Annotated in this window: 9 protein-coding genes; 1 reads left to right on the top strand and 8 read right to left on the bottom strand. The window is 63.9% G+C overall.

The features are described from left to right. Positions 1-30: 30 nt before the first annotated feature. The 4 genes from Pla108_RS08355 to Pla108_RS08340 form a co-directional block, all read right to left on the bottom strand. A complete protein-coding gene (locus tag Pla108_RS08355; protein ID WP_146444490.1) occupies positions 31-672 on the bottom strand; it encodes a cbb3-type cytochrome c oxidase N-terminal domain-containing protein in 642 nt (213 codons plus the stop codon). A gap of 69 nt (positions 673-741) precedes the next feature. Then, the gene (locus tag Pla108_RS08350; RefSeq protein WP_146444489.1) at positions 742-1,104 is read right to left on the bottom strand and encodes a cbb3-type cytochrome oxidase subunit 3; all 363 of its coding nucleotides are present in this window, start codon (positions 1,102-1,104) and stop codon (positions 742-744) included. Next, the gene (gene ccoN, locus Pla108_RS08345) at positions 1,101-3,506 is read right to left on the bottom strand and encodes a cytochrome-c oxidase, cbb3-type subunit I (RefSeq protein ID WP_146444488.1); all 2,406 of its coding nucleotides are present in this window, start codon (positions 3,504-3,506) and stop codon (positions 1,101-1,103) included. Before ccoN ends, Pla108_RS08350 begins: the two co-directional genes overlap by 4 nt. A 74-nt stretch (positions 3,507-3,580) precedes the next feature. Next, positions 3,581-4,060, bottom strand: a complete 480-nt coding sequence (locus Pla108_RS08340) for an Rrf2 family transcriptional regulator (RefSeq protein WP_146444487.1) — start codon at positions 4,058-4,060, stop codon at positions 3,581-3,583. 366 nt (positions 4,061-4,426) lie between these two features. Here Pla108_RS08340 and Pla108_RS08335 point away from each other — a divergent pair, with 366 nt between their 5' ends. Beyond that, positions 4,427-5,704: a LamG-like jellyroll fold domain-containing protein gene (locus Pla108_RS08335; protein WP_197526389.1), complete on the top strand. Its 1,278-nt coding sequence runs from the start codon at positions 4,427-4,429 to the stop codon at positions 5,702-5,704. Here the strand turns inward: Pla108_RS08335 and Pla108_RS08330 are convergent. From Pla108_RS08330 to Pla108_RS08315, 4 genes are all read right to left on the bottom strand, one after another. Next, positions 5,679-8,009 (bottom strand): dockerin type I domain-containing protein, encoded by a 2,331-nt coding sequence (locus Pla108_RS08330; RefSeq protein WP_146444485.1) that lies wholly within the window; start codon positions 8,007-8,009, stop codon positions 5,679-5,681. The two genes, Pla108_RS08335 and Pla108_RS08330, sit on opposite strands and share 26 nt — an antisense overlap. A 21-nt stretch (positions 8,010-8,030) precedes the next feature. Next, entirely contained in the window at positions 8,031-9,737 is a 1,707-nt protein-coding gene (locus Pla108_RS08325; protein WP_146444484.1) for a PQQ-dependent sugar dehydrogenase, read from the bottom strand. Positions 9,738-9,821: 84 nt separating this feature from the next. Beyond that, positions 9,822-10,835 (bottom strand): DUF1559 domain-containing protein, encoded by a 1,014-nt coding sequence (locus Pla108_RS08320; RefSeq protein ID WP_146444483.1) that lies wholly within the window; start codon positions 10,833-10,835, stop codon positions 9,822-9,824. Positions 10,836-10,888: 53 nt separating this feature from the next. Then, positions 10,889-12,790 (bottom strand): hypothetical protein, encoded by a 1,902-nt coding sequence (locus Pla108_RS08315; RefSeq protein WP_197526388.1) that lies wholly within the window; start codon positions 12,788-12,790, stop codon positions 10,889-10,891. Positions 12,791-12,860 lie beyond the last annotated feature (70 nt).

The following is a 12,860-nucleotide window of genomic DNA, read 5'->3' as shown; positions in this document are numbered from 1 at the left end:
TTGGTGACGCCGTAAGGCGACGTAGGCCGCCTATTGAGCAGCGGGGCTGCCGTCCGTCTGCTCGCCCTGAGACGGGACTGAAGGCCAGGGAGCGATCTCCTTGCCCTTGTCACCGGCGTACTTGCTCGGCAGGTTCTCCCCGCGGAGTGAGGCCACGTAGGCCGACACCAGAACGATCTCGTTGGGGTGCAAGCGGTTCGCCCACGCGGGCATCGCGCCGTTCTTGGCGCCGCCGCTAACGACCTTGGCGATGTCGGCGATCTGCTTAACATTGATGTAGTAGTCGTCGGTCAGGTTCGGCCCGCTGACCCCCTCGGCGTCGCGTCCGTGGCACGAGACACAGTTCGCCTTGAAGGTCGACTCGCCAACCTTCAGCCATTGCTCCTCACCCATGTACTTGAGGATCGTCGGCTCGTCGGGCGTCAGGTCGCCGATCTCGCCGAACTGCAACCGCATGTTTTCGGCGAGGTCGGCCTCGTACTGCCCCGCGAGGGTGCGGCCCTGATTCGGGGCGTGAAAGTAGATCACGTAAACCGGCGCGAAGACGATGGTCGCGACGAAGATCAGGTCCCACCACCTCGGCGTGGGGTTGTCGTATTCCTGGATGCCGTCATAACTGTGGAGCGTCGTCGGTTCGTCGCCTTCAGCGGGGGGATTCGATTGCTCGGACATCGGGTTCTCGGAAGCGTTTTTTGAAGCGGGTCGGCGTGTATTCTTGAACGTAGCCGGTTGGCTTGGATTTCAGTTGACGGCCAACGTGGTGATCGATGTCGGCGTGGTGACCGACGTCGGCGAATCGGCGCCGCACTGGCAATTCTCGCACTTGCCGCAGCCCCCCTCGCCGTGCCGGTGAGAGACTTCGTCTGGCGGACCGACAACGGGCAAGGCGTCGACGCTCGGATTGCTCGGCTTCTCAACAACTGGCAGCCGCGGATCGACCGGGTCGACTCCCTCCGCCAACGGCAGCGACGACCACTTATCGATCTCCTTCCGGCTGCGGCTCAGCACCCACCACGTCACGCCGGCGAAGACGGCGACGAACATCAGCAATCCGCCGACGGCCAGCACTTCGAGGCCCGCGGCCGATATCGCTTGCTTGATCATGATTGGTCTCCGGTAGGAGCCATCGCCGTCCGCTCGGGAGCGACATCGGCTTCGGTCTCGGGATGGGGGGTCACGATGTCCACTGGTGGCGCCGCTGCGGGGTCGGCCCCCTCTTCGACCGAGGCGTCGGGGTTCTTAAAGAGGTCCGTGCCGACCCGTTGCAGGAACGCCACGAGGGCGACCACCTGCTTGTCGGCGAGGTCGTATTGCCGGCCCTTCAAGTCGACATAAGGCTGCCCGCCGTTCTGCTCGACAAAGGCCGCGGCGATCTCGGCCGCTTGCTTCTCGGCGTCGGCCTTCGCTTGATCGCGGGCGAGGCCCTCGTACTGCGGGTACGGGACGCCGAGCGTCTGCATCGCGGCGATCCGGAGCGGCACCGACTCGAAGTCGAGCTCCTTCCGCATCAGCCACGGGTAGGCGGGCATGATCGAGCCCTGGTTGAGGTCGCTCGGATTGCGGAAGTGGAGGACGTGCCACTGATGGCTCTGTTTGCCCCCCTCGCGCGCCAAGTCCGGACCGATCCGCCGCGACCCCCACTGGAACGGGTGGTCGTAGACGCTCTCACCCGCCTTGCTGAACTCGCCGTACCGCTTGGTCTCGGCGACGGTCGGGCGGATCATCTGCGAGTGGCAGTTGTAGCACCCCTCGCTGACGAACAGGTCACGTCCGGCCAGTTCGAGGGGTGTGTAGGGCGTCACCGTAGAGATCGTCGAGACGTTCGAGCGGATCACGAAGGTCGGCACCAACTCCAGCAGCGACGCGCTCGCAACGGCGATCGTCGTCAGCACGGTGAACTTGATTGGCATCCGCTCCCACGCCCGGTGCCACCACATCTTCGAGAAGACGTCGAGCGCCATGCCCGTGTCGGTGACCCCGGTCAGTGTCGATTCTGGCGCCGACTCCTCGACGATCGCCACGTCCTTCAGAGCGGGCGCCTCGTAGACCGGCACGTCGTAGACAGCCGGGCGCGACTGCCAGGTCTTGTAGAAGTTGAAGCAACCGATCATGGCGGCGACGATGTAAAGGCTCCCGCCGATAGCGCGGAGGTAGTACATCGGGATGATCGCTTGGGTCGTTTCGACGAAATCGGGGTACGCGAGCTGTCCGGTGGGCGTCATCGTGCCCCACATCAGTCCCTGCAGGATCCCCGCGACGTAGAGCGGCACCACGTAGACGAGGATGCCGATCGTGGCGATCCAGAAGTGCGTCTCCGCCAGGGCCGTGCTGTAGAGCTTCGTCTGGAAGATCCGAGGGGCCAGCCAGTAGCACATGCCAAAGACCATAAAGCCGTTCCAGCCCAAGGCGCCGGCATGGACGTGCGCGATGGTCCAGTCGGTGTAGTGGCTCAACGCGTTGACGGCCTTGATCGAGAGCAAGGGTCCCTCGAAAGTGCTCATGCCATAGAACGTGATGCCGACGACGAAGAACTTCAGCACCGGGTCGGTCGTGACCTTGTGCCAGGCGCCCCGCAGCGTCAGCAGTCCGTTGATCATGCCGCCCCAGCTGGGCATCCACAGCATCAGCGAGAAGACCATGCCCAGCGTCTGCGCCCACTCCGGCACGGCCGAGTAGTGCAGGTGGTGCGGGCCCGCCCAGATGTAGATGAAGACCAGCGACCAGAAGTGGATGATCGATAGCCGGTAGCTAAAGACCGGCCGCTCGGCCGCCTTCGGCAGGAAGTAGTACATCAGGCCAAGGAACGGCGTCGTCAAGAAGAACGCGACCGCGTTGTGGCCGTACCACCACTGCATCATCGCGTCCTGCACGCCCGCGTAGATCGGGTAACTCTTGATCAACGTCGGCGAGAGGATCGGCACCCACAGGTTGTTGAAGATGTGCAGCACCGCCACCGTTATGATCGTCGCGATGTAGAACCAAAGGGCCACGTACATATGCCGTTCGCGGCGCTTAACGAGCGTCATAAAAAAGTTGACGCCAAAGAACCCGGCCCAGACGACCGCGATCGCGATATCGATCGGCCACTCGAGTTCGGCGTACTCTTTGCTCTGCGTGATGCCGAAGGGCAGCGTCAGCGCCGCCGAGACGATGATCGCTTGCCAGCCCCAGAAGTGCAGCCGGCTGAGCGTGTCGTTGAACATCCGCGCTTTACACAAGCGCTGGGTCGAGTAATAGATCGCCGCGAAGATGCCGTTGCCGGCGAACGCAAAGATCACGGCGTTGGTGTGCAGCGGCCGCAATCGGCCGAACGTGATCCACTCGATCCCGCCGTTGAGCGTTGGGAACGGGAGCTGCAAGGCGAGGAGCATGCCGACTGAGAAGCCGACCAGACCCCAAATCAAAGTTGCGGCCACAAACATCCGCACGATGGCGTCGTCGTAGCTAAAGCGTTCGAGAGTTCGGCCGCCTTGCGGGGGGCTGGCGACAACGGCTACTTCACTCATGGTCAAACGGGACCTTCGGTACGGACGGTTGCTCGAGGCGTCTAGAAACTTCGGAGAGGCAGCGAGTGAATCGGCTAGCTCTTTCCGGGCGACGCTCTTGAAGGGATCGTTAGCGAAATCACCTCAGCGGTCTCTTCGCACAACGGCTTCAACCCGGTGTCCTCGCGGAGCAGCGCCGCAATCGTCATCGACGCGAATCGCCTCTCGGTGTCGGCGATGGCGTTGTCGAGCATCCGATGGAGCGGGCAGAGGCCGCCGTTGTGAGTCACCAAGCTCAGGGGGCAGCGACGAATGCGTTGGATCGGGTCAACGCAGTTGATGATCTCAAGAACCGTGAGTTCCTCGGGGTCACGGTCGAGGGAGTACCCGCCGTTAATCCCCCGCTGGCTGCGGAGGATCGCGGCCCTGCCGAGCGGTTGGAGCACCTTCGGGAGGTAGCTCACCGACACGCGGGTCCCGTCCGCCAACTGCTGGGTTGTTTGAGGCTCGCCGGGATTCTGGGCGAGCCAAACGACCGACCGCAGAGCGTATTCGGCTGTCTGCGATACCGACATAAACAGTTACTCTCTAGGAACTTACATCGAAAGGCAATCACCCGGCTTGCCATTTGTGGACTTGCGACTCCACTTAGTATCAATATCGGCTAGCAAGCCTTAGCAGTCAAGTGGATAATTTTGTCTTCTTAAAGACCGCCGGATGAGTCGCCTGCCTACCAACGGGCGATGACATCCGCCGTTGGTCTTCGATCCGTCGACCTCGATCCGGCTTTCCCCTGTGGCTTTGAGGGGACCCCGACGGCCCTTCCTGCTGCAGAAAGGTGGCAGACGACGTCCCTCAATCAACACGCCGTCACGCCGTGTTGGCCTCTAACTCTCCTGCGATTACGATGTCGTGACTCTTTTCCTCTTCTTTTGGCGACCATGACCCGTCCGCAGCGCGCCTTCGCCCTCAACGCTGCCTTTACGGTCGGCGCCTTCGCGGTCTCCGCCACGACTCAAGCCACGCTAGCCGGCGTACCTGCACCGCTGCTTCCGCACCTGATCAACCACTACTCGTTCGACGAGCCGTTGGGAGGATCGGTGACTTCTCTGGTTGAAGTCGATCTCGGCTCGGACGCGACGAACCTTGAACTCCTCAACGGCGCTCCGCGCGTCGCCGATGGCGCGTGGGGGGGAAGCCAGTACTCGCTCCAGACCGGCCAGCGAGACACCGGTCCTAACGACGATTGGAAGGCCGGCGTTCAGTTCGGGTCGTCGAGCGCTTCGACGCTGACCGGACTTAACGGCGTGGCGGCCGTCACGCTCGCGGGCTGGTTCAAGCCGCTAGGCGACGCCACCGATAACCCGAGTCCCAACACCAACACCGGCAATCCGACCGACCGCTACAACGCCTTCGGCCTCTTCGGGTTCCTCAACGGGGACGACGGCGGCGCCAATATCGACGGCCACACCGTCCGCGCGCTCATTGAAGTCATCGACGGCAAGGTGACGGCGCTCGGTCGACGGCTCGATAGCCAATCGGCGTCGGGACGGCGCGCGTCTGTCGAGTCTTGGGACGACGTAATGCCCCCCGAGACTTGGACCCATTTGGCGGCGACCTTCGACTTCGATACGGGCGACATCCTTCTCTTCAAGAACGGCGTGCTTCTGGACGCCGGCGACCCGAACGTGAACGCCTGGCAGCTCACCGACGGACCGGACCGCACGTCGGCGACCAACTCCGGGGGGATCAAGATCGGGGGGAGCTTCCCCAACAACCTGGCCGAACAAAACCCATTCAACGGCCGCACCGACGAGCTGATGGCGTTCGACAAGGCGCTGTCGCCCCGGGAGATGTTTGACCTCTACCGCGCGATCAGCTCGCCCGCGGGAGATTACAACCACGACGGATTCGTTGACGCGGCCGATTACACGTTGTGGCGTGACACGAAGGGATCGACCGAAGACCTTCGCGCCGACGGCGATTTCAGCCGTGTAGTTGATGACGGTGACTACGCGGTCTGGGCCAACCACTGGTCGGGCGCCAGCCCCGCGCGATCCGCACGCGCCGAGGTGACCTCGACCCCGGAGCCAACCGCCCTCGGTCTCGCCGCCCTCTTGTTGCTGACAACTCCGATTGGACACGGTCGCCGCCGTGCATCGCGGGAAGCAAGGCGTCCCCCAACGGCGCCAATTAACGCCGCTGCTCGCGGAATTTGAGGCCCAACGACGACACGAAGGCGACGGTCGCCGCGGCGATTCCGGTTGGCTCAGGCGTCGGCTGAGCGGCGCCCAACGACTCGCCGTAGTGGCTCCGCCAAACGTGGTAGTCCACTTGATTGACTTCGCCGTCGCCATTGCCGTCGGCGCCGCTGCCGGGCGTCACTGACAGTCCGAACCCGTCGCGCCAGACCGTGTAGTCGGCGGCGTCGACGAGGCCGTCGCCGTTGTAGTCGCCGCTTAGCGAGGCGCCGAGCACAAGCAGCATGTCGGCGCCCGACTCGCGCAGGGTGAAGCCATTCGGCAAGGCGTCGAACTGACCCGCGAATGAGCTGGCGTTTATAATCCGCCACTCTCCTGCGGTCGGTGCGAACCCGTCGACGAATTGGACTTCAAGCGTCCCGCCAAGCACGGCGACGCCATCGACGCTCAACAAGTCGGCCTCGGTAGGCGACGCCACTTCGATACGAACGACCCCGGTGCTGAGCGTCAGGTCTCCCGAGACGTGCGTCTCGCCAATCCCAGCGCCAGGCGCGATTACGCCGCCTTCGTTCAAGAGATCGAACCCGACCTCTCCCACCTGGAGTTCGCCCCCCTCGAGCAGAAAGACGCCGCCGGGGCCTTTCGATAGTTCGGGAGCCTGGAGGACCCCCCCGGCCAGTCGGTACTGCCCCGTCTCAATCGCGACGCCGCCGTTCAGGACCCGGACCACCCCGCCCGTCTGTTCGACGCCGCCGACTCCTGCGCCGCCGACGGTCAGGTCATCGGTGACCTCGATCCAGCCGTCGGTCACGGCGAGACCTCCGTTCGACCCCGGGTCGCCGCCGATGCGCAGGTCGCCCGCCCGTTGTCCGACGGCGTCGACCGTCGCGACGCCCGTCTCGATCCTCACATCATCAACCCGCGATGGCTCCCAGCGCCTCGTCCAGTTGCCCCATTCGGCGTACCGCCCGTTGCCTGAGAACTCGAGGGGGCCCGTCGCGGCGAACGCCGCCAGATCATTGAGGTACTCTTCGAGGTCGGTGAAACCGTCGGCGTCGAAGTCGCCGTTGTTGTTGGCGACGGTCGTCGAGAGTCCGTGCTTCGCTTCCCAGGCGTCGGGCATGCCGTCGCGGTCGGTGTCGGTTGGCGCCGCGCCGCCGAGGATGTCACCCCAACCGTCGCCGCTGATTGGCAGCTGCGACTGGTTGCTGATCTGGTAGCCCGTGCGGTCCGCGACATTCGAGGCGAGCAACGCGTTGAGGTCGTTGCGATTTGTCGGGTTCGGCCCGAACTCGGCGAGGACGCGTTGGTACGCCAACTCGGGTGTCGCCTCTTGCCAGATCGGGTCGGCGACGGGGTACGGCGTCGTCACCCGGGTATAGGATCCGCTGACGACGTTCCCCAGGTTGCGGCTTGAGCCGGTGTAGACCTCTGGGTCGTGTACCGCGTCGCCGTCGCCGTCGTAATAGTTCGTTCCGAAATAGAGGCCCGTATTCTCGGCGTGACCGTCTCGGATCATATCGTTGCCCGAGTCGTTGGGGCCGGTGATAAAGACATTGCCGTCGAAGTTGTTGGGCCAGAAGTAGTCCGTCGTGCCCGAGTCGCCGGCGATGAACCCGATGTCGTAGTCGTAGACAACGTTGTTGATGTAGTCGAAGGCGCCCTGCACCCGCGCCTTGGGATTGCGTGTGTGATTGTGCGCCCAAAGGTTGTGATGGAAGCTCAGGTTCGTCGGCTGTTCGAGCAGCGAACCGGCCGAGTGCGTCTGGAGCCCGTAGGATATGGTCGACCACTGCAGCGTCAGGTTGGTCGATTGGGCGGAAAACGCCTCGTCTCGCGACATCACGGCAGCGACGTGGTCAAAGATCACGTCGGTCGAATTGTTATTGACGTTGACCGTGTCGTTTGAAGCGGCCGCGGTCCTGCCGTAGGCGAAGTGGACGTGACGAACAACGATGTCGTCGCCGCCGATCGAGAACTTGCGGTTCCTCACGCCGATGCCGTCGCCCGGGGCGGTTTGGCCGGCGATCGTCACATTGCTGCGGACGACCCCGAGGTTCTCGTTGAGGTTGATCCAACCCCCGACGTCGAAAACGATCGTCACCGGAACGCTCGGGTTCAGCGACTCGATCCCGTAGCGCAGCGTGCCGGGTGTGTTGGAATCGCCGAGGCTGGTGACGTGGTAGACCACCCCGCCCCGTCCGCCCGTCGCTTCGGCGCCAAAGCCTTCGGCCTGGGGGAACGACTTGATGTTTTGAGCCGTCGCCGCGGCGGCGCAGAGCGCCCCCGCCAGGGTCATGGCGAGCTTCCTGTGAACCGGCATCGTCGTCCTTCTCGGCGAGGTTTAGCGGGACGCCCGTCGGCGCATCAAGGTCGCGGCCGAGGCGAGGAGGGCGGCCAAAACGCCCGCCGGCTCGGGGACCGACTCCGATCGGCTCGTCGACCCGCCACTGCCGTAGGCCGAAGCCCAGACGCCGTAGTCGTCGCTATCGACTTCGCCGTCGCCGTCGCCGTCCGCCGCGAGGCCCGCCCCCGTTTGGCCGCTGGTGTCACGCCAAACCGTGTAGTCGGCGGCGTCCACGAGGCCGTCGCCGTTGTAGTCGCCGACCAAACCGTCGCCGACAAGCTGACGGATCATGCCGTCTTGTTTCGTGATGACGTAGAGCTCGCCGTCGGAGGTCTGGCCGAAACGCAAGTCGTGGCGGTTCCTCGGCAGGGTTGGGATCCCCAACTTGTCCAGCACGAGGTCATTCAGGGTGGTCGCGGCGCCGTCTTGGGTGAGGAACAACTCGTAGACCGTCGCCGTGGTCGTGATGCTCGAATCGCCCTCGGCGGCGATCATCTCGTCGACGTCGCTGTAGAACAGCCGGCCGTTAACGATGTCGCCGTATACGAACTTGCCAACGAGTTCCGGGATCATCGCGCCGCGATAGACGAAGCCCCCCGCGATCGCCGAACCGTCGGCGTGGTCGTACTGTGCGGCGGGGAAGGTGACGCCCTCCGTGTCGCGTGGCAGGGTGGCGCCGCCCCGTCCAAAGGTCCCCTCGGTGAAGTCCCACCCGTAGTCGCCGCCGTTACGGAGCAGATTGACCTCTTCGACATGGCTCTGCCCGATATCGGTCCCGATAAAAAGCCCGGTCTCGAGGTCCCAGCCAATGCGGTGCAGGTTGCGGAACCCCATCGCGTAGATCTCGTCCAGCGTGCCGCTGTCACCATCACCGGCGTACGGGTTGTCGGCGGGGATCCCGTACTGGCCGTTGGCGCTGTTCGATCCCAACGGGTCGATCCGCAGCAACTTGCCGAAAATTGAGCTCGTGACGCGGGCCTGCTTCGAGCCTTTCCCCTCCGAGTCGTAACCGGCGTCGCCACCTGCCAGGTACATCATGCCGTAGTCGGCGTCGCCCGGTTGCGCAAGGGGATTGAAGCCGATGTCGCCCAGGTTGTGGAGATTGCCCGACGGCTGGGCGATCCGCATGAGCTCGCGATGCGTCCCCGAGAAGGTCGCGGCTGTCGGGTCGTTGGCGGTCCACTCGATCACAACGCCGTGCTGTCCGCTGGCGAGGTTGCCGGCGTTGCCGACCGCTTGGAAGTCGGGCGTGCCGGGATTGCCGGAGGCCGACTCTTCATGGATCGTGTAGAACTTGCCGTTCGAGAGGAACTCGGGGTGCAGCTCCACCGTAATCAGCCCGGTCGAAAGCCCCCCCGGCCCGATAATGAATCGAGAAAACTCGTCCCCGACGTTCAAGAACGTCGTGGCCTGCTGAGTCGCGGGATCGACGCGATACACCTGGCCACGAAGGTCGTTGACGATCCATTCGCCGGGACTGCCCGGAATCTCGCGGAGGAAGTTGATCCGCGCGACATTCGCCGAGACGCGGCTGTCTTCGGAGCCCTGCCCGCGGGTGTCCGGCATCTGCAGGATGTCGGCGATCTCGACCGAAATCCCCGGCAGGATCGGCGGCGCGACCTGCGCCTGAGCCGGAGCGAGGACCCAAGCGATCGAAAGTACAGCGACCGAACCGACCAGGCGCAGACGGAGTTGCATCTTCATGTGGTGTCAGCAAGGTGAGAGATTGAGAGATCAGTCTCTCATTCGCAGCGGCTCGTCATCGATCCGCATGCCGCCGGGAACGCATCAAAGGTTGTCGAGACTAGCCACTTCTTCGCCGGCCCGAGTGACGAAGTCTTCCACGACAGCCAACGAGATATCCTTCTTGACGGCGCGGCTGCTGCCATCGGCGAGAGTGACGTTAATGACACCGACATGGGGCCCGCCAAACCAGACATTGCACCCTGCGCCAGAGTCGCAGCCGCTGCCGGGATAGTCCCGCTCTGACTGAGCGACGCTACCCCCCTCACGACTGGTAAAGTTCACACCACGACCGTCACTCGAGAACTGGGCCTTGATACGCTCAAGACTTCCTAGGCCGAGAATCGCTCCTGGGTTGTCCCCGCCGTCGTAGATCGAGGCGCGGACCGCCATCCAGTACGAGTTCTCGCCGATCATCAACGTCTTGGACGTGCCATCGGAGATCTTTGCGAGGGTCGTTCGCGACTTGAAACGATTGCCTGCCTCGAGCTTTGGCAAGACGATCGCGCCGTCAAAGACATGGTCGAAACCACCGCTACCCGAACGAAATGTGCTTGAGATACAAGCGTAATCGCCGCGGATGCCGCGGACCGTAGCGCCGCCTTTAACGGTCCCACCCGTCGAGGTGACAATGTCCGGGATCACCTCCGAACGCAGGTAGTTGGTGGGCTGGTCCTGATTGCGTGAAGGGCAGAGGAAAGTCGTCACCGGAGTGAGTTTGACCACGTCGGGTTGGCTGTCAAAAGACTTGGTGAAGTCGGCGCTGTCGCGGATAGACGCTTCCTCGATATAGGGAAGCAAGACGCCGGCCCAGGTAAAGCCGCCGTCCCACATCCGGCTGGGGGGCAGCTCTTTGGAAGCGTCGTGGTACATGTGACACGCCAAGCCGAGTTGCTTGAGCTTGTTCAAGCAGCTCGAGCGGCGAGCCGACTCACGGGCCGCCTGCACCGCGGGGAGTAGCAGCGCCACGAGGATGCCGATGATGGCGATGACCACCAGCAACTCAACCAAGGTGAAGCCACGCTTGGGCCGATTCGGGCTGGGCTGATTCAATTCCATCGTTCTCTCGTTCCTCCGAAGTATCTGACGGCTACGGCTTGCGACGTGTGAGATCAAGCCGAACGGCGTCGGCCGGCCGCGAGGGCGGCGATCGCGATGAGCACTCCGGCCGCCGGTTCGGGAACCGATGCCTGAGCCGCCGCCGGGCTTGTCGCCCCGTAATTGTCACGCCACAGCTGGTAATGGGCGGGTCCGACGACGCCGAGGCCGTTGTCGTTCGGCAGACTCGAGGCCCCGACGTTGTCGCGGTAATCGGTGTAGTCGGCCGCGTTGACGAAGCCGTCATTATTGAAGTCACCCGGGACGGCCGGCCCCGCGACGTACTGGTCGTAGATCACGACGCCGGTGGTGCTCGACTCATCCCCCCGCAGAAGGAAGTTGAACTCGAGATCCTGAGCGCCACCGGAGTAGAGCGATCCGAGGTTCAGCGAGGCGCCGGCGGCGATGGTCGTGTAACCTTCTGAATCGAACTCAGCGAGTAGACTCGGCCCGACATCGCCCGCCTCGAGCCAGGCGTTACCCGTTCCGTTCTGGTCGTCAAAACTGCTCCAGCCCGACGTGCTGAGGCGCCCGGCGGAGGAGAGCACCTCGTAGGCGTCGATCTCAACCGTCGTTCCCGACGTGTTGCGGAGGTAGGCGTCGCCCGAACCACTCGGGTCGACCTGGAGAACGAGCGAGTTCACGAGGTCGCCGGTGTAGCGGACCACGCCGGGGAACTGCACGCCATCGGACGACCGACGGTAGACGAACTCAAGGTCCTCGCCCGACTCGCCAAAGCTCCCGGCGAGGGCGTTGTAGATCGGCCCCAGGTTGACCGAGGCCCCAAACGTGGCGTCGGCGCCGACTTTCAGTTCGCCGACGTTGTTGACGGTTTGTGCGGTCTCGATCCAATCGTTGCCGAGCTGGCCGCTCTCGTTGAGGCTGTTCCAAGACCCGTCGTCGGAGCGGAGTGAACCGAGCGACGACCCGACGTAGTAACCGTCGAGCGCGATCGACGAGCTGCCCGGGTGCGTGACGGTCGCGACGCCGGTGTTGCGGTTCACTTCGAGAACCAGCACTTCTTCGATCGAGGCGCGGACGCCGAAACGCCCGGCGCCGAGGTTGGCCTCCGAGACGACGACCGTCTCGTTGTAGTCAAGCGAGGCGTTGCTCGACACGTTGGCGAAGCTGCCGGAAACGGACGACCCTTCAAGGACGACCCACGACTGACCCGTCGTCGGGGTGAACCCGGAGAAGTTCAGCTGGAGCGATCCCGCCGTTGTGACGGGGCCGCCAGCAGCAATCGAACCATACGATGCGGGTCCGCCGATTTCGACTTGGTAGACCGACGAATTGACGAACTGCACCCCGGCGCCGATGTTGACATCGGCGTTCGGGTAGAGGTGCGTGGTTCCTGACAACACCGCCGAGTTGGCGGAGAGCGTGGCGGTGGCGCCGGTCGGACCGCCCACCGTGATGGTGTTCGCCGAGTTGCCGGCGACGTTCAACGACGAGGCGACCGAAAGCTCACCACCCGGGTTGACTAAGAGCGTGCCGGTCCCGCCGCCGCCGAGAGTGAACGATCCTGGCGCCCCATTGCCGGCTGTGACGAATAAGCCACCACCACTGCGGATGTCGAGCCCGCCGCTGCCGATCGAAACGGCGCCTGGCGTGACCACCGAGGTGTCCGAGTTCGGGTCGTTCGGGCTGTTGACCGTCAACACGGCCGTAGCGCCGTTGTTGATCAGTGCTCTCTCGTTGAAGAAGACGTTCGGGACAAAACTGTTCCCGAGGTTCGCGTCGAACCAGTTGGCGTTCTCCTGCCAAAGCCGCGACGACTCGGGGTCGGTGGGCTGTGGCTGGAATTCGTAGTTCACCTGCGCGTTAGCGACGCCCGTAAGGGCGAGCAGAATCGCGGCGAAAGGAACGGCCAACGCCACGGGGGGCTGAGGCCGGAAGCTCTTTGTGCGGACCATGACTTTCATCGGGAGCTGCCGTCGGGAGATGATAACCGCGAGATGATGAGGCTTACTTACCGGTGCGAAT

Source organism: Botrimarina colliarenosi (assembly GCF_007859955.1).
Taxonomy (GTDB): domain Bacteria; phylum Planctomycetota; class Planctomycetia; order Pirellulales; family Lacipirellulaceae; genus Botrimarina; species Botrimarina colliarenosi.
The sequence above is the reverse complement of the archived record's forward strand: the minus strand, read 5'-3'. Positions and strand labels throughout refer to the sequence as shown.